The following is a 23,407-nucleotide window of genomic DNA, read 5'->3' on the forward strand; positions in this document are numbered from 1 at the left end:
GAATCGAAGAAGTATGTTTGCTTTATTAGCACTAGCAATTAGTGCATTTGGGATTGGTACGACCGAGTTTATTAGTGTCGGTTTACTACCATCTATTTCGAAAGATTTAAATGTTTCGGTTACAACAGCTGGTTTAACCGTTTCTTTATATGCATTAGGAGTAGCGTTTGGTGCTCCAGTATTGACGTCATTAACAGCTAGTATGTCGCGAAAGACGTTGTTAATGTGGATTATGATTATTTTCATTATTGGCAATGGTATTGCGGCAGTAGCAACAAGTTTTACTGTGCTACTTATCGCGAGGGTTGTATCTGCGTTTGCGCATGGGGTTTTTATGTCAATTGGATCTACAATTGCGGCTGCGCTTGTACCTGAGAATAAACGTGCAAGTGCAATAGCATTTATGTTTACTGGTTTAACTGTTGCGACTATTACAGGTGTACCAATTGGAACATTTATCGGTCAACAATTTGGCTGGAGAGCATCGTTTATGGTTATTGTGGCAATTGGAGTCGTTGCTTTAATCGCCAACAGTATGCTAATTCCTTCTAACTTAAAAAAGGGTACGTCTGTATCATTTCACGATCAATTTAAGTTGATTACGAACGGAAGACTATTACTTGTATTTATCATTACTGCATTAGGATACGGGGGAACATTCGTAACATTTACGTATTTATCTCCGTTATTACAAGAAGTAACAGGATTTAAAGCAAGTACCGTTACAATTATTTTGTTAGTATACGGAATTGCAATTGCGATTGGGAATATGGTCGGCGGAAAATTATCAAATTATAATCCGATTCGAGCGTTATTTTACATGTTCTTTATTCAAGCGATTGTATTATTTGTTTTAACATTTACAGCGCCATTTAAAGTTGCTGGATTCATTACAATTATTTTTATGGGACTATTTGCGTTTATGAATGTCCCAGGGCTACAAGTGTATGTCGTTATCTTGGCTGAGAGGTTTGTACCTAGCGCTGTTGATGTAGCATCAGCGATTAACATTGCAGCATTTAACGCAGGAATTGCTCTTGGTGCTTACTTGGGCGGTATTGTAACGAACTCGTTAGGATTAATTCATACGGCTTGGGTAGGTGGAATTATGGTAGTAGGTGCTGTTGTTTTAACTGCGTGGAGTATGACATTAGAAAAAAGAGATCAAGTAAAATAAAAGGAGAGAAAATAAAATGAAAAACTTACAAAGTAAAACAGTATTAAATAATGGTGTAGAAATGCCTTGGTTCGGTTTAGGTGTATTTAAAGTAGAGGATGGACCAGAACTTGTAGAAGCAGTGAAATCGGCGATTAAAGCAGGATACCGCAGCATTGATACAGCTGCAATTTACGGAAATGAAAAAGCTGTAGGTGAAGGAATTCGCGCAGGTATAAAAGAAGCAGGCATTTCTCGTGAAGATTTATTCATTACTTCAAAAGTGTGGAATTCGGATCAAGGATATGAAACGACACTTGCTGCATATGAAGAAAGCTTAAAAAAATTAGAGCTGGATTATTTAGATTTATACCTTGTTCATTGGCCTGTAGAAGGGAAATACAAAGATACGTGGAGAGCGTTAGAAACACTTTATAAAGAAAAACGCGTACGTGCAATTGGGGTAAGTAATTTCCAAATTCATCACTTACAAGATGTAATGAAAGATGCAGAAATTAAACCAATGATTAACCAAGTAGAATACCACCCTCGTTTAACACAAAAAGAATTACAAGCTTTCTGTAAAGAACAAGATATTCAAATGGAAGCATGGTCACCACTTATGCAAGGTCAATTATTAGATAATGAAAAATTACAAGAAATTGCTGAGAAACACGGTAAAACAACAGCGCAAGTTATTTTACGTTGGGATCTTCAAAATGGAGTAATCACTATTCCAAAATCAACGAAAGAACACCGCATTATTGCAAATGCGGATGTATTTAACTTTGAATTAACAAAAGAAGACATGGAAACAATTGATGCGTTAAACGAAAATCACCGCGTTGGTCCAGATCCTGATAACTTCGATTTCTAAGATTAAAGTAAGAAAGAAAAAAGAGTGCTTTTATGCACTCTTTTTTTGTGCATAAAAATATTTTCTAATTAAATACTACTTAGTATTAAGTTTGTTATTAAGGGGCTGTAAATATGAATATAAAGCAATCGTTCAAACTTTTAGCTATGTTTTTAAGTGTCTTATTTGTATTATTCCCACTTCAAAAAGCATTCGCAGAGGTTATGGACCATACAAAGTATGAAATGGATTGGAGTTATAGTAGGTCAAAGAAGAAACCAATCCGAACAGAACTTATTAAAACGGCAGATGGAAAAATTGCATTTTGCTTAAATGTAGACTTAAAATCTCCGAGCGGTCAAGACTTACCAGAAATGGGTAAAGTAGATATTAACGTGTACCGTGTACTGTTGAATGGATATCCACAAAAGAGCCCACAAGAATTAGGGGTATCTGATTGGAGAGAGGCGCATTACGCAACGCAACTGGCAGTGTGGAATGCGTTAAAACAAATTGATGTTAATGATTTAGATTTCCGCAATAAAAATGTAGAGAAAGTAACGAAAGACATCGTTGCAAAAGCAAACGCTAGTGAAGAGTTACAAGAAATTACGATGAGTGTAACTCCTACAGAAGAACAAGAAGCAGTATTAAAAAATGATTTCTTTGAAACAGGTTTATATACAGTAGAAACAAATGCAAAAAGCGGAACGTATAAAGTGCAAGCAACAGGTGCACCAGCGGGCGTGAAGTTTGCAAATGAAAAAGGCGAAACAAAAACAGAATTTAATGTAGGAGAGAAGTTCCGCATTTTAATTCCGAAACAAACACCAGCTGGTGGATTTAGCTTTAAAGTATCAGGAAATTTAACGAAATTACAAGGGATTGCGCATAAAGGTACACCGACTATTCAAAATGCAGTAGTATTACTTGAGCGTAGTGAAGAGAAAACGAGCCCTGAGTTAGCGGTAAGTTGGAAAAAGGCTGAGGCTCCAAATAAACCAAATAAGCCATATACTCCAAATGAACCGCATAAACCGAATCAATATAAAAGGTAAATAAAAGCATTGGCCTATGCCAATGCTTTTTATATGCGAGGATTAAAGTTATATTAAGAAAATAATAAAATAGATAAAATAGTGTTTTTACAGAGTAAATTATATTTTAAAATAATATAAATATGACAAAATTCTAACGTTACGATTAATAGATTAAATTCACAAAATTGTAATATTATTCTTGGGGGGGAGGCTATTAAATACAGGTAAAAGCGTGTAAAATTCAGTTGGAAAAACTACCTATAGATGGTCATATATGAAGAAAATGTAAGGTTTTATTTTTAGATGTATAGATGACGAGACTAAAATATATCTTTTACTATTTTCCTTTTATGTAAGAAGAGAACTCATCACAAGTAGAGCGAAGTGAGGAGGGCGTAATACATAAAAAAATTTACAATATAAGAAAGCGAATACATTTAGAGAAATGCGGTAGTAATTGATATAGGTGCGAGAGGTGTTAGTCTATTCATTAAATGTTTTTATAAAAATAATAGGATTTCTTATTAAATGAATATATAGGATGGTTTGTCTAAAAAAAGGACAGGGGACACAGATTATGTCAAAGCAGAAAAAGAGTAGGGTATTAGTAGCTGGTATTTGTATATCTACATTATTATCACCAGTAGCTTTCGAAGCATCGAAAGGATATGCGGCGCCTTTGGAAGAGAATAAGGGCGGGCAGTTGGAAGAGAGTAAAGAGAATCGTTTGGAGCAGAGAACGTTTCATTTGCCTGGGAAAGGTAGTGTTGAAGAAGAGCAAAAACGCTTAAAAGTACGTTATGTACTTTCAACAAATGAACCAACTGGAATTTATGCTGGTCCAAATGAAGAAATTAAAATTGAAATAAAAGGAACACAATCTATTAAAGCGTTCATAGGAACGAAGTCATATGATGAAAAAGGGTTTGAAGAATTTGAGTTAAAACCTGGTGAAAATAATATTTCATCTTCAAGAGGTGGAATACTATATTTTTATAACATGAATAATGATGGCGAAGTAACAGCTTCAGTTATGCATGGAGGAAGTCATTTTCCATTATTTGTATTAGGGAAACGCACAAAAAAAGATTGGGATGCAATGTTAAAAAAGTATAAAAATCCTTATGCAGTTGAATTGAAGGGTGAGAGAAGTTTAATTACTGCAAGTCCTGAAGCAGTGGCAAACTATATGGGAGAGACGGATCCAGTAGAATTAATGAGGCTACATGATAAGATTATTCGCTTTGAAAATTCTGTAGCAGGATTATCTGAAGATGGTATAGGGGTGTCAAAAGCTCCAAACCACTATATCCAATTTGTTGAAAAGAGAAAACCAGATAAAGATGATTGGATGTTTGCTACTCATTATCATACAGGGTATGTTCCAGAGACTATGGATAGGGTTTTAAATATAAAGAGATTACAAGGAGATGGCTGGGGACCGTGGCATGAAGTAGGGCATTTACATCAGCAAGCTCCTTGGTTTTGGTCAGGTGTAGGAGAAGTAACAGTAAATATATATTCATTATCGGTTCAAAGAATGTTAGGCAATAAATCAAGTCTAGAAGAAGATGGTCATTATAAAAAAGCTTTTGCTTACTTAGATAATCCTGATGCTCAAAAAAAGATGGAAGAATTCGAGAAACTAGTAATGTTTTGGCAACTTGATTTAGCTTATGGAGAGCATTTTTACCCTAATTTACATCAAATGTATCGCTTATTACCAGAATCTGAAATGCCTGCTTCAGATGAAGATAAAAAGCAAATGTTTATTTATATGGCATCGAAAGCGGCTAAACAAAACTTAGTGCCGTTTTTTGAGAAATGGGGATTAGGTCCAAATGATGAGGTTAGAGGGAAAATCGAAAATTTAAATTTACCTAAATTAGAAAAAGAAATATGGAAAGCAACAGATAGTAATATTATTCGTGAAAAACAAGTGAAACCATACGGCGGGCTTCCTTATGGTGAAGCGTCTACTGTGGTACAAGATCTCATCGTTGGTGCGAATTTTAATGAAAATCTAGCAAATAGTCTTGTTCAAAATTTAGGTGAAAATGTAAAAGTAACAGGTAGAATTATGTGGCCGTATTTAGAGGTTGGAAAAAGAGCGGTATTAGTAGAAATTGAGGATGAGAAAGGACAGAGAAATTTCATTTCTGTTCCAGTTAACAGTCTTTATGGAGATACTATGGTATTTAAAGGTTACGGTGATGAGGTAAATTCTGTTATAACGCTCCTTCATGATGAAAAGAAAATCAACGTTTCTTTCGTTGGTAATGAGTTTCATGAGCGCTTTAAAAATGAAAAGTATGTAGAGATTACCTTATATGATAAGGATGGAAATGAAAAGAAAAATATTTCTATAGAAGGGCAAGAAAATTCTAAAAAGGTTGCTTTGCAACTTGAAGGTGTTGAACTTCAATATGGCGATATTATGAAAGTATATCATGCAGAACCAAGTCGTTTCGATTGGTATCAAAGTAATAAACTTGTAGATCAAGGTGGAGCTAAGAATAAAAAAGAAAAGTTCTTTAAGATTACTCCACAAGGATATGAACTAATAGACGGTATACAGGAAGTAGAAGCAGTACCGCAAAAAGTATTAATCGGGGCAGACGCTGAAAAATTAGAAGCGAAAAACTTTGTTCAAGTAAAAGGTGGAGAAGTAATTGGTTTTGTAGAAAAACCAAATACGACAAAGATTGGTGAACAAAAAGTAAAAGTAGAAACGAAAGATCGTTTCGGAAATAAGAAAGTGACGGAAGTGCCAGTAGAAGTAACTTATGGAGATAGCCTATTTGTATATGGATTAAGTTATGGTAGTGACGATATGAAATCGATTATAACGTTACATCATGATACGAAAAAAATGAGTGCGACAGATACGGATAATTTGATTCATGATTACTTTGGAGATGAGAAGTATTTTGAATTCACCTTGTACAATAAAGAGGGAAAAGAGAAGAAAAATATAGAGGTAAAAGGCTTGGAGAATACAGAAGCTTTTGCCAAGGAAGTAAATGGATTAGCATTTGAATATGGAGATGTGGTGAAAGTATATCATGCAGAATCTTCACGCTTACATTGGTATCAAAAAGGTTTATATGTGGGAGAAGGAAAAAATAAAGAAATAAAAGAATTATTCTTCAAAATTACTGAAAATGGATTTGAGAGATTAGAAGCTCTGCAAGAAGTAACAGCAGTACCACAAAAAGTAGTTATTGGAACTGACGTTGAAAAATTAGAAGCAAAAGATTTTGTGCAAGTCAAAGACGGAGAAGTAGTTGGATTTGTAGAAAAACCGAATACGACAAAGATTGGTGAACAAAAAGTAAAAGTAGAAACGAAAGATCGCTTTGGTAATAAGAAAGTGACGGAAGTTTCATTAGAAGTGACGTATGGAGATAGTATAGTATACCAAGGTGTGGCTGATGTAACGCGTTCAATCGTTACCGTAAATCATGATGCGAAGAAATTACATGCAACATTTACCGATGATGAAATACATTATCGTTTTGTAAATGAACAGTATATAGGACTTACGATTTATGATAAAAATGGAAAAGAGAAAAAGCATGTAACGGCAGAAGGACAAGAGACTTCAAAGAATTTTGCTGAGCAAGTAAATGGAACGGCATTTGAGTATGGAGACGTGTTGAAAGTATACCATGCGGAACCGAGTCGTTTGAATTGGTACAAAAAGAATGTGCTAGATAAAAAAGAGGGTGCAATGAAGGGTGAAGAAATATTCTTTAAGATTACTCAAAATGACTTAGAGCAAGTACGATAATAAGAAAAAGCTCGTAAAACATTATGTTTTACGAGCTTTTTTATTATTCAGCTTCAGAAACAACTGTGAAGCGTTCGTTTACATGTTTTGGATTTTCGATTTCATCAAGTGCTGCAACTGCGAAGTCCTCGTAACTTACGTAGCTATCACCTTTTGAGTTAACAAGAAGATTGTCTTTGCCAGCTTTGTAAGAACCAGTGCGTTTTCCTAATGCGAATAGTGCAGAAGGGCTGATGAATGTCCAAGTGATATCATTTGTTTGTTGCAAGATTTCTAAGTTTTTACCTTGGTTTTGAGCTGTTGCAAGGTATTCGCCTGGGAAACCTGGTGTATCAAATACACGTGTTGTTTTTTCTTCGTCTACAAATAAGCTTCCTGCTCCGCCAACTACAAGTAATTTTGTATTTGGTGCACCTTTCACAGCTTCAATAAGTACGTTTCCTGCATCTACGTGAAGGTGTTCTTGCCCTGCTGGAGCGCCAAATGCATTTACAACTACGTCGAATGCTTGTAGGTCGTTAGATGTAAGAGAAAATACGTCTTTTTCTAAAACTTCTACGTTTTCTTCTGTAATTTTTGCAGCGTTTCTTACGATTGCAGTTACTTCATGTCCACGATCTAATGCTTCTTTTAAAATACGACTTCCTGCTTTACCAGTTGCTCCGATAATTCCGATTTTCATAATAAATCCCTCCAAAGTGTTTTGTTAAATTGTATATCTGAAAGTGAATGAATGTATTGTAATTAGGTTTGTTACAACATGTTGTAATCATTATAGTTACAGTTAGGTGTTTTTGTCAATGGGGTAGTTTGTAGATTTGTTTTTTGTTTTAGTATGCACAGTTAGAGGGAGGAGAATCATAAAGATATTGTTACTTCGCGCTTGGCTAATATTTGGAAATTGCAAATTGTCGAAAAATGTTGATTTTTGAATGTTTTTTAAATATAATTCGTTTTATGGAGAAAAGGAGGGGTTAATTGTATGAATATTTTGGAACAATTCGTTTCATCAACGAATACGATTCTTTGGTCATATATTCTTATTGCAATGTTAATTGGTTTAGGGCTTTATTTTTCTATTAAATTGAAATTCGTACAGCTTACTCATTTAGGAGAAATGATTCGTTTAATGAGTGATGGACTAACTGGCAAGACACGTAAAAAGGGCAGTGTATCATCGTTCCAAGCATTTTGTATGAGTTCTGCAGCTCGTATTGGTATCGGGAACTTAGCTGGTGTAGCGTTAGCTATTTCTATGGGAGGACCTGGAGCTGTATTTTGGATGTGGGTTATTGCGATTATCGGTGCTTCTTCAAGTTTCGTAGAAAGTACGCTTGCGCAAATTTATAAAATAAAAGATGGCAGTGGCTTCCGTGGTGGTCCTGCTTATTATATGGAAAAAGGTTTAAATAAACGTTGGATGGGGATTTGGTTCTCTATTCTGATTACAATTAGTTACGGTTTAATTTTCAACTCAGTACAAGCAAATACAGTAACATTAGCATTTGAAAATGCATTTGGCTTAGAGCGTTATATTGTTGGTATTGTATTAGCTGCATTAGTTGCGGTTATTATTTTTGGTGGTGTAAAAAGTATTGCACGTATGTCGGAAATGATTGTTCCGCCAATGGCGCTTATTTATATTGCCGTAGCTATTTTTGTTGTCATTAAAAACTTCTATTTAATACCAGATGTGTTTACGGAAATCTTTAAAGGTGCATTTGGTTTAGATTCAGCTGTAGGTGGCGGTATCGGTGCTGCGATGAAATATGGTATTCAGCGCGGATTATTTGCGAACGAAGCAGGTATGGGTAGTGCGCCGAATGCGGCAGCAACAGCTGATGTAACGCATCCAGCGAAACAAGGTTTTATTCAAACGATTGGAGTATTAGTAGATACATTCTTAGTATGTACATCAACAGCATTTATCGTACTATGTTCTGGTGCATATAAAGCAACGAATTTAGAAGGTATTGAATTAACACAAAATGCATTAAGTTCACAAATTGGCCCATGGGCGAGCAGTTTCTTAGCGATTATTATTTTCTTATTTGCATTTAGTTCACTTCTAGGAAACTACTATTATGGTGAAACAAATATTGAATTCATTAAGCAAAGCAAAACGTGGTTAACAATTTATCGTATTGCGGTAGTTGGAATGGTATTATTCGGTTCTGTTGCGACGCTTCAAGTTGTATGGAATATGGCGGACTTATTTATGGGGCTAATGGTAATCACGAACTTAATTGCGATTACACTTCTCGGCCGATTTGCGTATGCTGCATTGGCAGACTATGTAAGGCAAAAGAAACAAGGAAAAGATCCAGTCTTCAGTGCAGATTCTATTCCTGGTTTAACGAATACAGAGTGTTGGGATAAGTCAGCGGTAACAGATAAAGAAAAAGCAGTGTAAATGAAAAGGCGAGCATCGAGGTGAATTCGATGCTCGCCTTTTTTGTTGTAGGAAATGATGAAAAGGGTGAGAGGTAATTATTAATATAATTTTTTTGTTTATTTCTCTCTCGTTATTTGTGGGGAACGTGCTGTATTAAAAGTATGACTGGTCGAAGAGGATAAGTGATTGAGTATTGGATAAATGTATGTAATGGCTATATTTTTATGTAAAAAAAACACGTATGTTAATTTTATTAACATATTCATGTTATAAAACCTTACATAAAGTTCTTGATTACTTAAAGTTTTTAGAATATAATTTTCTTATTGTTAGGAAGAGGGGGCAATGCAAATATGGATTTTTTAGCTAGGGTAATTGGGGATGTAAATAATATCCTTTGGTCATATGTCATTATTGCGATGTTAATTGGGTTAGGGCTCTATTTTTCATTTCGTGTGAAATTTGTCCAAGTTCGTTACTTCGGTGAAATGATTCGTTTGCTTGGGGATGGAGCAAGCTCGAAAACGAGAAAAGCGCAAAAAGAGAAGAGCGGCGTATCATCATTTCAAGCGTTTTGTATGAGTACAGCTTCTCGTGTAGGTACTGGTAACTTAGCTGGTGTAGCTATTGCAATCTCAGCAGGTGGTCCAGGAGCAGTATTTTGGATGTGGTTAATCGCGGTAATTGGGGGTGCTTCTGCATTTGTAGAGAGCACATTAGCGCAAATTTATAAAGTAAAAGATGGGAATGCATTCCGTGGGGGCCCAGCGTATTATATGGAAAAGGGTTTAAAGAAACGCTGGTTAGGTGTTGTGTTCTCTGTTCTAATAACAGTAAGTTTCGGATTGATTTTTAACGCTGTACAGTCTAATACTGTAGCGGCTGCCTTTGATGGGGCGTTCAAAACAGATAGTAGATTAGTAGGTCTTGTTATGGCTGGTTTACTTGCAGTTATTATTTTCGGCGGAGTAAAACGAATTGCTCGCGCGGTTGAAATGATTGTTCCAGTAATGGCAATTATTTATGTAGCAGTGGCATTATTCGTTGTTGTAACAAACATTACGGCAATTCCATATGTATTTAAAGAAATTTTCTTACATGCTTTCGGAATTAAAGAAGTAGTAGGTGGAGGATTAGGAGCTGCGATTTTATTAGGGGTAAAACGTGGATTATTCTCAAATGAAGCAGGTATGGGTAGTGCGCCGAACGCAGCAGCGACTGCAAACGTAACGCACCCAGTTAAACAAGGTTTCATTCAAACTTTAGGGGTATTTACAGATACATTATTAATTTGTAGTTGTACAGCATTTATTATTCTTTTATCAGATGTGCATAATGCAGCTGATTTAAATGGAATTCAATTAACGCAGCAGGCGTTAAGTCAACATATCGGTCCATGGGCTTCTATATTTGTAGCAGTTGCAATCTTCTTGTTTGCATTCAGTTCATTAGTAGGTAACTACTACTATGGTGAAACGAATATTGAGTTCTTAAATGGAAGTAAAGTGCTATTAAATGCATACCGCATTGCTGTACTTGGTATGGTTATGCTAGGGTCCGTGGCGACAATTCAAATCGTTTGGGATTTAGCAGATTTATTTATGGGAATTATGGCTGTTATTAACTTAGTAGCAATTGTATTCCTTTCTAAGTACGCTTTCGCAGCGTTATCAGATTATATTAAGCAAAAGAAACAAGGGAAAGATCCAGTCTTTTATGCGGAGTCTATTCCAGGTTTGAACAATACAGAGTGTTGGGATAAGCCAGAGGTAGCTGATAAAGAAAAAGCAGTATAATGAGGTGAGCATCAAGTGAAACTTGATGTTCATTTTTTGTTGGTTCAGCTATTTGTGTGAAGTGAAACTCCCGTTCATTAAAGTTTCGCTTTATAATGAAAAAGACGAACATTCATGAATGTTTCATAATAAAACGTATTTTTTTAAGAAAAATGCGGATATGAATTATGATTTATGTTAGAATGGAAAATGCCTTTGAAATAAGAGGTTTTATGATCTTTCCTATCCGATTGAAGGTTTTGGAGGAGAAATGGAAAGTTCGGATTATTTCTTGTTTCGAATGGTCAGACGTTCAACGTTAATGAAGAGTTAAATGGAGGATTTTATTAATGAAGTTTGTTATGTTCCTTGTAGGATTACTCGTTGTATTTGTACTCGGTTTTCTTATAAGTGCCGATCGAAAGAAGATTAAGTATAAACCAATCGCAATTATGCTTATTATTCAGCTAGTATTATCTTATTTCTTATTAAATACGCAAGTTGGTTATATTTTAGTAAAAGGAATTTCAGATGGATTTGGCGCACTTCTTGGATATGCGGAAGCTGGAATCGTTTTCGTATTTGGTGGTCTTGTTAATAAAGGAGAGGTTTCATTCTTCTTAACAGCGCTATTACCAATCGTATTCTTTGCGGTTTTAATCGGAATTCTGCAACACTTTAAAATTTTACCAATATTTATTCGTGCTATTGGTACGTTGTTAAGTAAAGTAAATGGTCTAGGAAAACTAGAATCATATAACGCAGTAGCAGCTGCCATTGTTGGACAAGCAGAAGTATTTATTACAGTAAAAGATCAATTAAGTAAAATCCCAAAACATCGTTTATATACATTATGTGCATCTTCTATGTCGACAGTATCGATGTCAATTGTTGGTTCTTATATGAAAATGATTGAACCAAAATATGTAGTAACAGCACTTGTATTAAATTTATTTAGTGGTTTCATTATCATTCATATTATTAACCCGTACGATATTACAGAAGAAGAAGATACACTGAAATTAGAAAATAAGAAGAAACAATCATTCTTTGAAATGCTAAGCGAATATATTATGCTTGGTTTCACAATCGCGATCACAGTAGCGGCAATGTTACTTGGTTTCGTAGCATTAATTACAGCAATCAATAGCTTGTTTGATTCAATGTTCGGTATTACATTCCAAGCTATTTTAGGATATATTTTCTCACCATTAGCATTCGTAATGGGCATCCCGCAAGCAGAAATGGTAACAGCGGGACAAATTATGGCAACAAAATTAGTATCAAACGAGTTTGTTGCGATGCTTGATCTTGGAAAAGTAGCTGGTGATTTATCGGCTCGTACAGTTGGTATTCTTTCTGTATTCCTTGTATCATTTGCGAACTTCTCATCTATCGGAATTATCGCAGGTGCAACGAAAGGTATAGATGAAAATCAATCAAATGTTGTATCATCATTCGGCCTACGCCTTGTGTACGGTGCGACATTAGTAAGTATTTTATCAGCGATTATCGTTGGTGTTATGTTATAAAGTGAAACTTTAATTAGTGGGGGGAGCTTTATCCCCCGCTGATTATCAGCCCTCACCAATCGGGCTTTTATGGGCAGTTAATCACCCATCTAACTTCTTTGTTTTCGCTGAATGTTGAGATGGGGGTCTTACTGCCCGTTAAAGCGGGGTAAAAAAAGGATGGCTCTAGCTCATAGCTAGGGCTATTTTTTTATGGTAAATTTGCATGAAAAAACCAATTAATTAGGAATATATTAACATATAAAAATCTTTTAAAATTTATATTGCATTTCACCTAGATAACGCTTACAATTTGATTTGTAGGTGGTATCAATTTCAGACTTTCAAGTATGGTAGGAGAGAAGAAGCTACCTTTTATAAATTGCAATTTATGTAAACGCTTACTGATTTTAGATGACAGTTGAATAGTTTTTAGGGGTTTTAAATTTTTTTAACAACAATGGTCAGACGTCATTCGTTATACGTTATACGACCAATAACTCGTGGGAGAAGTGGGGGATTCACATATGAAAATAGTAATGTTTCTAGTCGGTTTACTTGTAGTGTTTGTACTAGGTTTCCTTATCAGTTCAGATCGTAAGAAAATTAAATATAAACCAATTGCACTTATGCTTGTCATTCAATTGGTACTTGCGTATTTCTTACTAAATACAAAGGTCGGATTTGTATTAGTAAAAGGGATCGCAGATGGATTTGGTTCTATTTTAAAATTTGCGGAAGCTGGGGTTAACTTCGTATTTGGTGGTCTAGCAAACGATGGACAAGCACCATTCTTCTTAACAGTATTATTACCGATTATTTTCTTAGCAGTATTAATCGGGATCCTGCAACATATTAAAGTTTTACCGATTATCATTCGTGCAGTCGGTTTCCTATTAAGTAAAGTTAACGGTTTAGGAAAACTAGAATCATATAATGCGGTAGCGGCTGCAATCGTTGGTCAAGGGGAAGTATTCATTACAGTAAAAGATCAACTAAGCAAATTACCGAAAAATCGTTTATACACACTTTGTGCATCTTCAATGTCTACAGTATCGATGTCAATCGTCGGTTCTTATATGAAAATGATTGATCCAAAATATGTAGTAACAGCACTTGTATTAAACTTATTCAGTGGATTCATTATCGTTCATATCATTAATCCATATGAAGTAAAAGAAGAAGACGATATTTTAGAATTACAAGAAGACAAGAAACAAACATTCTTTGAAATGTTAGGCGAATATATTATGCTTGGTTTCTCTATCGCTGTAACAGTAGCGGCGATGTTAATCGGTTTCGTAGCATTAATTACAGCAATTAACGGTGTATTCGATTCAATTTTCGGAATCACATTCCAAAGCATTTTAGGATACATTTTCTCACCATTAGCATTCGTAATGGGTATTCCAACATCAGAGATGCTACAAGCAGGACAAATTATGGCAACAAAATTAGTGACGAACGAATTCGTTGCAATGCTTGACCTTGGAAAAGTAGCTGGCGATTTATCAGCTCGTACAGTAGGTATTTTATCTATCTTCCTTGTATCATTTGCGAACTTCTCATCTATCGGAATTATCGCAGGTGCAACGAAGAGTATCGATGGCAAACAAGCAAACGTTGTATCATCATTCGGTTTAAAACTTGTATACGGTGCAACGTTAGTAAGTATATTATCAGCGATTATCGTTGGGGTTATGCTTTAATAAATTAAGAAAAGCAATGAGCGTAAGCTCATTGCTTTTTTGTTTAACTTGCTTTATCCAAATCTCTTTTAAAACGTGGTTTCTCTAAATAAGTTCCCAGTCTCCACACATATTCCACTGGACCCATCCGGTATTTCTGGAGCCAATAGGTGCTAACGAATAATTGAATCGTATAAATTCCAATGGTTAAAAGAATACCGAAGAAATAACCGATTTTACCGTATAGGCCAAATCCATATGCGTAAAAAATAGTTGTTGCGATAATAGATTGTGCTAAGTAATTACTAACGGACATTTTTCCCATGTTCGCCATGTATGTTAGTAGACGAGATGCTTTTTTGTAATGGAATAATAAAATAATCGTACTTCCGTAAAAGAAGGTCATAGTTACTGGTGTAAGGCCATCTTGTAACATAATTAAAATCGGATGCTTTACGAACATAGCTAAGATTTTAATTGTAAAAGAGAAGGGACCGGTGACAAACCATATTTTTTTGACAGCAGGTATATGTTTATTGATCTCAAATAGCCAGCCTTTTTTACCTACATACATTCCAAGAAAGAAAAGTGGAGACATAAAAATTATTGCGAAAATTGATATGAAAACTAATCCAGATACACCGTTAATTCCTATGTAATCAAAAGGATTTTCAGTCAATCTAAAGTTGACGTGATCCATATAGCCTCCGGTTTGATGGACTTTATGTTCTTTTTCAGTATAAGGTGCGAAATCATTTATATTTGTAGATGGATCAGTTTGATAGGACATAAGTGTAATAAGTGCGAGTAGAATAATCGCCCAAATGAGCAAAGTTTTCGGTTTTCGATTGATGAACATCATTAAGAAAATCCCGATAACTCCGTATGCAAATAAAATATCTCCCTCCCAAACAAAAGTGCCGTGAATGTAGCCAAGTAGTAAAAGAATGATAATACGTCTTATGTATGTAGGGAAGAATTTTTTTCCTTTTGCGATAATACTTTTTTGTAACAAAATAATGCTAAGCCCAAATAGAAAAGAAAATAGGGATATAAAATTGTGTGTGCCGAAAAATTGAATAAACCAATTAGCGCCTTTATCAAGATTGCCGAATAGATAAGTGGGTTTTTCACTGGTGAAGAACCCAAATTGAATTAATGTCATATTGACTAGTAAAATGCCAAACAAAGCGAAACCACGAATTGCATCGACAGCTTCTACACGTTGATTCATTTTTTCTCTCCTCGTATATTGTTTTTATATTGAAAATAATACCATTTTATAGCTGGCGCTATGTCAAATATGAGGAAATTTAAGGTGATTTTAAGATAGAGAGCAAATAAAAAATCACCTTAATACATGTATTAAGGTGATTGAAATATTATTGAGCTGGAGGTGTAAATGTACGTTTCTCTAATTCAGCATCTAGCATAAATAGTGCGTTTGAATCACTTGTAATACGTTTTAGTTTTTGGATGATGCTATCAAATGAAGCTTCTTCTTCTACTTGCTCATCGACGAACCATTTTAAAAATGTAATTGTTGCGTGTTCACGCTCATCCCAAGCGATATCAGATAAGTTATAAATACGCTTCGTTACTTCACGCTCGTGCTCAAGTGCCACTTCAAAAGCGTTCAATACAGATTCATATTCGTTATTTGGATTATCAAATCCAGTAATAATAGCACGCTCACCACGGTCATTAATATAGTTGTAAAGCTTCATCGCGTGGAAACGTTCTTCTTCAGCTTGTACAAGGAAAAAGTTAGCGAATCCATCATAGCTCTCGGCTGTACAGTAAGCAGCCATTGCCATATAAGCATGGGCAGAGTAAAATTCAAAGTTCATTTGTTCATTTAATGCGTCGTGTAATTTTTTTGATAACATAAAATCCCCCTTAATATTGTGACAAGAATATTATACCATAATTGATAATGTTCTCATTTAGATACTTCGAACCTTTTTGAAAGCTTTGTGACGTGTGCGTCCATAATGTCTTGTAAGTCTAAATCATATTTTTGCGAAAGAATAATAAGGTTAGATAGTACATCGCCAAGTTCTTCTTTTAGTTCTTGTTTTAGCTCTTCTTCTGTTTTCGCATCTTCATCAGGGCGATCGCGGCCGATTTCAATAGCACGAACGACTCGTGAAACTTCCCCAACTTCCTCGTTTAAGAAATTTAAGCGAATAAAGGCATTATACTGTGACCAGCTTCGTTTTTCGTAAAATTCCTCCACCCATCTTTGAAATGCGACGATATCCATTTCTTCCTCATCCCTTCAATATGTTGTACAATATTCATTGTATCATAACAATATATAGTTTCGGGGTGTAGGAATGAGAAAGATTTGTGTGTTTGCAGGTTCTAATTTAGGGGAGAGACCAGAATTCAAAGAGCAGGCAATTCAGTTAGGTAAAATGTTTGTTGAGAACGACTATGAGCTCGTATACGGTGGTTCATGTGTCGGATTAATGGGAGAAGTAGCAAACGAAGTTCTTCGTTTAGGTGGACGTGTAACAGGTGTTATGCCGCGCGGTCTATTTCGAGGAGAAATTGTACATACAGGATTAACAGAATTAATTGAAGTAGAAACAATGCACGAACGTAAAGCGAAAATGGCAGAGCTTGCGGATGCTTTTATCGCGCTTCCAGGCGGATACGGAACGTTTGAAGAACTATTTGAAGTTGTATGTTGGTCACAAATTGGTATACATAATAAGCCGGTTGGTTTATTAAACATAAAAGGTTTTTACGGACCAATTTTGCAAATGGTTGAACGTGCAGCAGAAGAAGGATTTATGAATCCATCAAATAAAGAATTGATCGTTTCAGCTGAGACAGCAGATAAACTAATTCATGCAATCCAAAATTATGAGCGTCCTGTTTTGGGAACGAAGTGGAAGCAACTATCATAGCAAATACGGAAACACATGTCGTTTTAATTTAAGATGGCATGTGTTTTTAATTTGGTTAAATATATTAATTTTTAGATGTAATGTTTTGGGGAAAGGAGAAATAGATGGAGGATTTCGTATATTTACGTCCGGTTTTTAAAAGTATTTTAGCAGCATCTATTCTTGTTATGCTAATTGTTTTGAGACAGAAGAAAGAGTTGATTAATGAATTTTCGCTTTGGTTTATCTCGGTATTGTGTATCGGTGTTTCCGCGATAACGTTGTTTATGTCCGGATTTATCGTTGATGAGTATAATCTAGGTGGAGATCCACAATCGTTTTGTATGTTTATTGCGATTGGTTGTATTAGTGGTCTGAATTTCATTATTTATTACAGAAGGCAATAAAAGAGGCATTCCATATTACTTTGGAATGCCTTTATCATTTTGATTGCTTTGTTTTTTATACAGGTACCAGCCACCCCAGCCGCCACCAATTGCTACGACAACGAGGAAAGCATAGTCCTTAACCTCGACACGTATATTGAAAATATTAGCTATAAGTAAGAGAATCCCAACTGTTATTAACGCAAAAAACGCTCTAATTAAGTAGTCTTTCAACTGAACCACTCCCGTCATTTAAGTAGTAAATGATGAATTTGGAAAAGCCTTTTGGATCTATGATACTAAAGGGTGTTTCCTATATTTTAACATAAAAAGGATTGTAATATAGTGATAAAAGTGGGGGCGAATTGTGTGTTAATACTGTCGTGATTTGTCGGTAAATTGATATCCCTTGTCGAATCTAATGATCGATATAATGAAAAAATCGTTGATATATTAAGGGTAATGATCGATATATTTGAAAAATCGTTGATATAATTTCGTGTACCGTTAAGTGCAACCATTACAGAAAAAAGCGACTCTGAGCGAGCCGCTTCTGCTTTTAATGATATCCAGCTCCAGCGGCTAGAACAGTCGGTTGTTTCACTCCTTCATTCGAGGCAAAAAGCGCCTCGTAATCAGGAGTTCCAACACCCTCCTGTTCTGAGCGAGCCGCTTCTGCTTTTAATGATATCCAGCTCCAGCGGCTAGAACAGTCGGTTGTTTCACTCCTTCATTCGAGGCAAAAAGCGCCTCGTAATCAGGAGTTCCAACACCCTCCTGTTCTGAGCGAGCCGCTTCTGCTTTTAATGATATCCAGCTCCAGCGGCTAGAACAGTCGGTTGTTTCACTCCTTCATTCGAGGCAAAAAGCGCCTCGTAATCAGGAGTTCCAACACCCTCCTGTTCTGAGCGAGCCGCTTCTGCTTTTAATGATATCCAGCTCCGGTGACTAGAACAGTCGGTCATTTCGCGCCTTCCTGTGAGGCAAAAAGCGCCTCACAGGAAGGCGCTCCAATGCCCTCTTGTTCTGAGCAAGTCACCTCCGCTTTAAAATCTATTATTGATTCAAGAACGCGCGTAGCATCCAAGCGTGTTTTTCTAGTTCTGTGTAGATGCCTAGTAGTAGGTCAGATGTCATTTCGTCGTCAGAGTCTTGAGCGATTTCCATGCCTTTTTTCAGTTCGACTAGCATCATTTCGTAGTCTTTCATAATTGCTTCGACCATCCCTTCTGCAGTTTCTCCGTATGCTGCTTCTTGAATAGAAGATAGTTCTAAGTATTCTTTCATTGTTGCTACTGGTTTGCCGCCAATTGCTAAAATGCGTTCTGCAATTTCATCGATGTGAGTAGCTGATTCTGTGTAAAGTTCTTCGAATTTCTCGTGTAATGTGAAGAATTGAGGCCCTTTTACGTACCAATGGAAGTTGTGAAGTTTTGTGAATAAAACGCTCCAGTCTGCTACTTGTTTGTTTAATACCTCGATTACTTGTTTGTTCATTATGATCAATCTCCTTTTGAGTTGTTATGTTATATCAATTACTAATTTATAATTATTATAATCTAATAATTGATATAAAACAACCCTTTTGCTGAAATTAATTTGAACAAATTATGAACTGTTGTAAATAAAAATCCCTATTACGGTGAGGTAATAGGGATTTTGTTTGATATATAGCTCTTGTTCTAAATGAGCCGCTTCTGCTTTTAATGATGTCCAGCTCCGGCGGCTAGAATCTCCGGTCATTTCGCTCTCTCGCTCGAAGCAAAAAGCGCTTCAAGGTCGAGAGCTCCAATGTCCTGCGATTCTGAACGAGCCGCTTCTGCTTTTAATGATGTCCAGCTCCGGCGGCTAGAATCTCCGGTCATTTCGCTCTCTCGCTCGAAGCAAAAAGCGCTTCAAGGTCAAGAGCTCCAATGTCCTGCGATTCTGAACGAGCCGCTTCTGCTTTTATATAATATCCAGCTCCGGTAGCTAGAATGTTCGGTGGTTTCGCTTTTTCCTGCGAGGCAAAGAGCGCCTCTACGTCAAAAGCTCCATCCCCCTCACATTCTGAGCAAGCTACTTCCGCTTTTAGGCGATATCCAGCTCCAGCGGCTAGAATCTCCGGTCATTTCGCTCTCTCACTCGAAGCAAAAAGCGCTTCAAGGTCGAGAGCTCCAATGTCCTGCGATTCTGGACGAGCCGAATCCGCTTTTAATGATGTCCAGCTCCAGCGGCTAGAATCTCCGGTCATTTCGCTCTCTCACTCGAAGCAAAAAGCGCTTCAAGGTCGAGAGCTTGAAGTGTCCTGCGATTCTGGACGAGCCGCTTCTGCTTTTAATTTATTACACAACCTTCTGTTTTTCTTCTACATCCTGTCCATCCCAGCACTCTGTATTCTGTAAACCAGGGATAGAGCTTGCAACGAAAACTGGATCTTTTCCTTGTTTCTTTTGCTTCAAATAGTCTACTAATGCAGCGTAAGCAAATTTGCTAAGGAATGAGATGGCAATTAAGTTTGTGAATACCATTAGTCCCATGAATAAATCAGCTAAACTCCAAACTGTTTTAAGAGCAGCGATTGATCCGAAGAATACCATTCCGACAACTGCAACACGATAAATCATTAACCATGTTTTGCTTTCTTTAATGAATGCAATATTTGTTTCACCATAATAGTAGTTTCCTAGTAGAGAACTGAAAGCGAATAGGAAAATAATAATCGCTAAGAAAGTGCTTGCCCACGGTCCGATTTGTGAACTTAAAGCGTTTTGTGTTAATTCGATACCTTCTAAATTTGATCCTTTGTAAAGTCCAGAACATAATACGATAAATGCTGTTGATGTACATACTAAGAATGTATCTACGAAAACACCTAATGCTTGAACAAGTCCTTGTTTTACAGGGTGAGATACATCTGATGTTGCTGCTGCGTTAGGAGAGCTACCCATACCTGCTTCTGTCGCGAATAAACCGCGCTGAATTCCGAACTTGATTGCTGCTCCAATACCACCAGCGATGGCTTGGTCTAAACCGAATGCACCGTTAAAGATTTCCATGAAAATGCTTGGTAACATATTGAAGTTGTTAATAACGACAAAAATAGCCACGCCGATATAAACGATTGCCATTGGCGGAACAATCATTTCTGTAATACGTGAAATGCTCTTAATACCACCAAAAATAATGACTGCAACTAATAAGGCTAATAGAGCTCCTACGATTGTTCGCTCTAGTCCAAAAGCATTTTCAAACGCTATTGTTACTGTATTCGCTTGTACTGAATTGAAAATTAATCCGTACGCAACTGTAATAAGAAGTGAGAACCAAACACCCATCCAGCGTTTGTTTAATCCTTTTTCCATGTAATATGCCGGCCCACCACGGAACCTGCTACCATCTTTTACTTTATAAATTTGAGCGAGCGTACATTCTACGAAACTAGTAGCTGCTCCGATAATTGCGATAAACCACATCCAAAATATTGCGCCAGGTCCACCCATTGAAATTGCTAGTGCTACACCGGCTAAGTTCCCGATACCGATACGTGCTGCTGCACTTAAGCAAAATGCTTGGAATGGAGAGATGCTATCTTTCTTTTTTTCTTTTCGATTAAACCCTTTACTAATTAAGCTGACCATCTCACTGAAATGAGTAATTTGGACAAATTTTAATTTAAAAGAGAAGTAAAGACCGAAGCCGATTAGCATTGCAATAAGAATATATGACCATAAAATATTATTCGTTACCTCAAGGAATCTGCTAAAGATATCAACCATATAATACACTTCCTTTTTTTCGTAATAAGAAAATTATATGCAAAAAATATACGAGAATCAATTTTTCTAAAAAATTATGTTACTTAAATCAATTTTGTGTTATGATTATGTTACATAGTAATATTTTTAGAATTATTTACATTTTAAAAAACTAAATTTAAAGCGAGAAAGTGGGGATAATTTGAAAGAAGATTCTTTATTGAAAGTAAGCCTTGAGAGTTTGAAAATGAGAAGTAATATGTTTTTTATCATTACATCTTTAAGTATCTTTTTAGGGGCAACTTATTATTACAATAAAAGATTTCCAAATCACAAATATCCTGAGTGGTTAGAATTTCTAAAGTTGATTGGATGAATAAAAGACAGAAAAACAGAAAATTAAAATAAATAAGTTATGGAGGAGCTAAAAATGAATATTAGAGAAAGTGAACTTCCGGGTATTGGTTATAAGTTTCAAATCGTTACGAAAGGTAACGAAAAGATGGTAATTGTCATTCATGATGATGGGCGTAGAGAAATGTATCATTTTGATTCAGACCATGAAGAAAGCATCTCAAGTATTTCACTACGTGACTCAGAGGCAAGGCAAATCGCAGCAATATTAGGTGGAATGGTATATAAGCCTAGGGCGTTAGAAAATGTTGAGATGGTTTTTGAAGGTTTAGCGATTGAGTGGTTCAAAGTGGAGAATACAGCTCCAGCAATCGGAAAAACAATTGGCGATCTTGAAATAAGAAAAACATATAGCGTAACGATAATCGCAGTTATGAAGAAGAACATGAAGAAGCTATTTAATCCAGGGCCAGAAACAGTAATTGAAGAAGGAGATATGCTTGTAGTTTCAGGTGAGAGAGAAGAAATTAAAAAAATCATTAATGAATTACTTTCAAATAGGGGGGACTGACTAGATGGATACGTTAATTTTTGAAGTTGGTACAGCTTTAGTTTTAGTGGCAATTGCAGCGGTAATTGCTGGAAAATTTAAATTCTCAGTAATTCCTTTTCTAATTGTTCTCGGAATGTTAGTAGGACCGCATGCACCGACAATAGGTGTTATCGATCTCAAATTTATTGAAAGTGCAAGTGTAATTTCCTTCCTTGGACGGATTGGGGTTCTATTCCTTCTATTCTATCTAGGATTAGAATTTTCAATGAAAAAACTAATTAAATCTGGACGCTCTATTGCGATTGGCGGAACGATTTATATTTTAATTAACTTTTCACTTGGTTTGTTATACGGATTTATAATGGGATTCCCATTACTAGAAATCTTAATTATTGCGGGTATTATTACGATTTCTTCTAGCGCTATCGTTGCTAAAGTGTTAGTGGACTTAAGAAGAACTGGTAATAATGAAACCGAATTAATTTTAGGAATTATTATGTTTGAAGATATATTCCTTGCTGTATATTTATCAGTTGTTTCTGGTTTAGTACTAGGGGATCACGCTTCCTTCTTAGGCGCCCTTACTTCAATTGGAATTGCTTTAGGATATATGCTTCTATTCTTTATAGTAGCTAGAAAGGCTACGCCGTTATTAAATAAATTGCTCAATATTAGCTCAGATGAAATCTTTATTATTGTAGTATTTGCTTCGTTATTCTTCATTGCTGGTTTTTCAGAAACAATTCACGTTGCAGAAGCGATTGGGGCACTTCTTCTAGGATTAGTTTTCTCTGAGACAGAGCATAGTGATCGAATTGAACATCTTGTTGTTCCATTTAGAGACTTTTTCGGAGCTATTTTCTTCTTCAGCTTCGGGTTAAGTATTGATCCGTTCTCATTAGGAGGAGCGATATGGTTAACGTTAGGTGCTGTCCTTCTTACAATAATCGGCAACTTTGTAGCAGGAATGATTGCAGGAAGACAAGCAGGGTTATCTCATAAAGCATCAACAAATATCGGATTAACAATCGTTTCACGAGGAGAGTTCTCCATCATTATGGCTAATATCGGTATCGCCGGTGGTTTAATGTCAGTACTGAAACCCTTCTCAGCACTATACGTGCTTATACTATCCATTTTAGGCCCACTTCTGACAAAAGAGTCGAAGAATGTATATAAATTCTTAAATAAAATCTTTAAGTGGGATACGAAGACTAACTAAATTTAAAAAAATAAAGTACAAGATATTTCCTGCTTGTACTTTTA

20 protein-coding genes are annotated in these 23,407 nt (G+C 36.0%); 12 read left to right on the forward strand and 8 right to left on the reverse strand.

The genetic code is table 11. The features are described from left to right. Positions 1-13 precede the first annotated feature (13 nt). The 4 genes from ACYFX0_RS24875 to ACYFX0_RS24890 all read left to right on the forward strand — a co-directional run bounded on the left by ACYFX0_RS24875 (position 14) and on the right by ACYFX0_RS24890 (position 6,845). The gene (locus ACYFX0_RS24875) at positions 14-1,177 is read left to right on the forward strand and encodes an MFS transporter (protein WP_187299000.1); all 1,164 of its coding nucleotides are present in this window, start codon (positions 14-16) and stop codon (positions 1,175-1,177) included. A 16-nt stretch (positions 1,178-1,193) separates the two neighbouring features. Then, a complete protein-coding gene (locus tag ACYFX0_RS24880; protein WP_106081650.1) occupies positions 1,194-2,033 on the forward strand; it encodes an aldo/keto reductase in 840 nt (279 codons plus the stop codon). Positions 2,034-2,146: 113 nt separating this feature from the next. Continuing rightward, positions 2,147-3,070, forward strand: coding sequence for a thioester domain-containing protein (locus ACYFX0_RS24885; RefSeq protein ID WP_001022528.1), 924 nt, complete (start codon positions 2,147-2,149; stop codon positions 3,068-3,070). 559 nt (positions 3,071-3,629) lie between these two features. Then, a complete protein-coding gene (locus tag ACYFX0_RS24890) occupies positions 3,630-6,845 on the forward strand; it encodes a putative mucin/carbohydrate-binding domain-containing protein (RefSeq protein ID WP_460271990.1) in 3,216 nt (1,071 codons plus the stop codon). Between the two features lie 43 nt (positions 6,846-6,888). Here the strand turns inward: ACYFX0_RS24890 and ACYFX0_RS24895 are convergent, their stop codons facing one another. Continuing rightward, positions 6,889-7,527: an NAD(P)-dependent oxidoreductase gene (locus ACYFX0_RS24895; protein ID WP_000689884.1), complete on the reverse strand. Its 639-nt coding sequence runs from the start codon at positions 7,525-7,527 to the stop codon at positions 6,889-6,891. Positions 7,528-7,827: 300 nt separating this feature from the next. On the opposite strand from ACYFX0_RS24895, the gene ACYFX0_RS24900 reads away from it, so the two are divergent. The 4 genes from ACYFX0_RS24900 (at position 7,828) to ACYFX0_RS24915 (ending at position 14,235) form a co-directional block, all read left to right on the forward strand. Further along, the gene (locus tag ACYFX0_RS24900) at positions 7,828-9,258 is read left to right on the forward strand and encodes an alanine/glycine:cation symporter family protein (protein WP_001022952.1); all 1,431 of its coding nucleotides are present in this window, start codon (positions 7,828-7,830) and stop codon (positions 9,256-9,258) included. 335 nt (positions 9,259-9,593) lie between these two features. Next, positions 9,594-11,036 carry an alanine/glycine:cation symporter family protein gene (locus ACYFX0_RS24905; RefSeq protein ID WP_000346410.1) on the forward strand — a complete coding sequence of 481 codons (1,443 nt, stop codon included), beginning with the start codon at positions 9,594-9,596 and terminating at the stop codon, positions 11,034-11,036. 329 nt (positions 11,037-11,365) lie between these two features. Beyond that, on the forward strand, positions 11,366-12,547 hold the full coding sequence (locus ACYFX0_RS24910; RefSeq protein WP_000673845.1) for a NupC/NupG family nucleoside CNT transporter: 1,182 nt from the start codon (positions 11,366-11,368) through the stop codon (positions 12,545-12,547). Between the two features lie 506 nt (positions 12,548-13,053). After that, positions 13,054-14,235 carry a NupC/NupG family nucleoside CNT transporter gene (locus tag ACYFX0_RS24915; RefSeq protein WP_000706853.1) on the forward strand — a complete coding sequence of 394 codons (1,182 nt, stop codon included), beginning with the start codon at positions 13,054-13,056 and terminating at the stop codon, positions 14,233-14,235. A 43-nt stretch (positions 14,236-14,278) separates the two neighbouring features. Here the strand turns inward: ACYFX0_RS24915 and ACYFX0_RS24920 are convergent, their stop codons facing one another. From ACYFX0_RS24920 to ACYFX0_RS24930, 3 genes are all read right to left on the reverse strand, one after another. Next, the gene (locus ACYFX0_RS24920; RefSeq protein WP_001076362.1) at positions 14,279-15,448 is read right to left on the reverse strand and encodes a DUF418 domain-containing protein; all 1,170 of its coding nucleotides are present in this window, start codon (positions 15,446-15,448) and stop codon (positions 14,279-14,281) included. Positions 15,449-15,596: 148 nt separating this feature from the next. Then, positions 15,597-16,103, reverse strand: coding sequence for a ferritin (locus ACYFX0_RS24925; RefSeq protein WP_044783112.1), 507 nt, complete (start codon positions 16,101-16,103; stop codon positions 15,597-15,599). 53 nt (positions 16,104-16,156) lie between these two features. Then, positions 16,157-16,480, reverse strand: coding sequence for a MazG nucleotide pyrophosphohydrolase domain-containing protein (locus ACYFX0_RS24930; RefSeq protein WP_000355741.1), 324 nt, complete (start codon positions 16,478-16,480; stop codon positions 16,157-16,159). Between the two features lie 73 nt (positions 16,481-16,553). On the opposite strand from ACYFX0_RS24930, the gene ACYFX0_RS24935 reads away from it, so the two are divergent. Beyond that, on the forward strand, positions 16,554-17,132 hold the full coding sequence (locus ACYFX0_RS24935) for an LOG family protein (RefSeq protein WP_001225751.1): 579 nt from the start codon (positions 16,554-16,556) through the stop codon (positions 17,130-17,132). A 104-nt stretch (positions 17,133-17,236) separates the two neighbouring features. Then, entirely contained in the window at positions 17,237-17,518 is a 282-nt protein-coding gene (locus ACYFX0_RS24940) for a hypothetical protein (RefSeq protein ID WP_106081645.1), read from the forward strand. Between the two features lie 15 nt (positions 17,519-17,533). Here ACYFX0_RS24940 and ACYFX0_RS24945 read toward each other — a convergent pair whose 3' ends face one another. The 4 genes from ACYFX0_RS24945 to ACYFX0_RS24960 all read right to left on the reverse strand — a co-directional run bounded on the left by ACYFX0_RS24945 (position 17,534) and on the right by ACYFX0_RS24960 (position 21,255). Then, entirely contained in the window at positions 17,534-17,731 is a 198-nt protein-coding gene (locus ACYFX0_RS24945; protein WP_000656312.1) for a hypothetical protein, read from the reverse strand. 569 nt (positions 17,732-18,300) lie between these two features. Continuing rightward, entirely contained in the window at positions 18,301-18,462 is a 162-nt protein-coding gene (locus tag ACYFX0_RS24950) for a hypothetical protein (protein WP_000128781.1), read from the reverse strand. Positions 18,463-18,553: 91 nt separating this feature from the next. Continuing rightward, a complete protein-coding gene (locus tag ACYFX0_RS24955) occupies positions 18,554-18,994 on the reverse strand; it encodes a Dps family protein (RefSeq protein ID WP_001041895.1) in 441 nt (146 codons plus the stop codon). Positions 18,995-19,821: 827 nt separating this feature from the next. Beyond that, positions 19,822-21,255, reverse strand: a complete 1,434-nt coding sequence (locus tag ACYFX0_RS24960; protein ID WP_000227588.1) for an alanine/glycine:cation symporter family protein — start codon at positions 21,253-21,255, stop codon at positions 19,822-19,824. A 409-nt stretch (positions 21,256-21,664) separates the two neighbouring features. Between ACYFX0_RS24960 and ACYFX0_RS24965 the strand changes: the two genes are divergently transcribed. Both ACYFX0_RS24965 and ACYFX0_RS24970 read left to right on the forward strand, forming a co-directional pair. Then, positions 21,665-22,159 carry a cation:proton antiporter regulatory subunit gene (locus ACYFX0_RS24965; RefSeq protein ID WP_001026075.1) on the forward strand — a complete coding sequence of 165 codons (495 nt, stop codon included), beginning with the start codon at positions 21,665-21,667 and terminating at the stop codon, positions 22,157-22,159. A 4-nt stretch (positions 22,160-22,163) separates the two neighbouring features. Continuing rightward, complete coding sequence (locus tag ACYFX0_RS24970) at positions 22,164-23,363, forward strand: cation:proton antiporter (RefSeq protein ID WP_000380223.1); 1,200 nt, start codon at positions 22,164-22,166, stop codon at positions 23,361-23,363. The last annotated feature ends 44 nt before the right edge of the window (positions 23,364-23,407 follow it).

It is taken from the genome of Bacillus sp. NEAU-Y102 (assembly GCF_054788175.1).

Bases quoted from the DNA above. Each gene is read 5' to 3' on its own strand.
- ACYFX0_RS24960 (WP_000227588.1), bottom strand. From the start codon at position 21,255: ATGGTTGATATCTTTAGCAGATTCCTTGAGGTAACGAATAATATTTTA.
- ACYFX0_RS24885 (WP_001022528.1), top strand. From the start codon at position 2,147: ATGAATATAAAGCAATCGTTCAAACTTTTAGCTATGTTTTTAAGTGTC.
- ACYFX0_RS24900 (WP_001022952.1), top strand. From the start codon at position 7,828: ATGAATATTTTGGAACAATTCGTTTCATCAACGAATACGATTCTTTGG.
- ACYFX0_RS24955 (WP_001041895.1), bottom strand. From the start codon at position 18,994: ATGAACAAACAAGTAATCGAGGTATTAAACAAACAAGTAGCAGACTGG.
- ACYFX0_RS24905 (WP_000346410.1), top strand. From the start codon at position 9,594: ATGGATTTTTTAGCTAGGGTAATTGGGGATGTAAATAATATCCTTTGG.
- ACYFX0_RS24920 (WP_001076362.1), bottom strand. From the start codon at position 15,448: ATGAATCAACGTGTAGAAGCTGTCGATGCAATTCGTGGTTTCGCTTTG.
- ACYFX0_RS24895 (WP_000689884.1), bottom strand. From the start codon at position 7,527: ATGAAAATCGGAATTATCGGAGCAACTGGTAAAGCAGGAAGTCGTATT.
- ACYFX0_RS24950 (WP_000128781.1), bottom strand. From the start codon at position 18,462: ATGACCGACTGTTCTAGTCACCGGAGCTGGATATCATTAAAAGCAGAA.
- ACYFX0_RS24970 (WP_000380223.1), top strand. From the start codon at position 22,164: ATGGATACGTTAATTTTTGAAGTTGGTACAGCTTTAGTTTTAGTGGCA.
- ACYFX0_RS24935 (WP_001225751.1), top strand. From the start codon at position 16,554: ATGAGAAAGATTTGTGTGTTTGCAGGTTCTAATTTAGGGGAGAGACCA.
- ACYFX0_RS24880 (WP_106081650.1), top strand. From the start codon at position 1,194: ATGAAAAACTTACAAAGTAAAACAGTATTAAATAATGGTGTAGAAATG.
- ACYFX0_RS24965 (WP_001026075.1), top strand. From the start codon at position 21,665: ATGAATATTAGAGAAAGTGAACTTCCGGGTATTGGTTATAAGTTTCAA.
- ACYFX0_RS24890 (WP_460271990.1), top strand. From the start codon at position 3,630: ATGTCAAAGCAGAAAAAGAGTAGGGTATTAGTAGCTGGTATTTGTATA.
- ACYFX0_RS24875 (WP_187299000.1), top strand. From the start codon at position 14: ATGTTTGCTTTATTAGCACTAGCAATTAGTGCATTTGGGATTGGTACG.
- ACYFX0_RS24940 (WP_106081645.1), top strand. From the start codon at position 17,237: ATGGAGGATTTCGTATATTTACGTCCGGTTTTTAAAAGTATTTTAGCA.
- ACYFX0_RS24915 (WP_000706853.1), top strand. From the start codon at position 13,054: ATGAAAATAGTAATGTTTCTAGTCGGTTTACTTGTAGTGTTTGTACTA.
- ACYFX0_RS24930 (WP_000355741.1), bottom strand. From the start codon at position 16,480: ATGGATATCGTCGCATTTCAAAGATGGGTGGAGGAATTTTACGAAAAA.
- ACYFX0_RS24925 (WP_044783112.1), bottom strand. From the start codon at position 16,103: ATGTTATCAAAAAAATTACACGACGCATTAAATGAACAAATGAACTTT.
- ACYFX0_RS24910 (WP_000673845.1), top strand. From the start codon at position 11,366: ATGAAGTTTGTTATGTTCCTTGTAGGATTACTCGTTGTATTTGTACTC.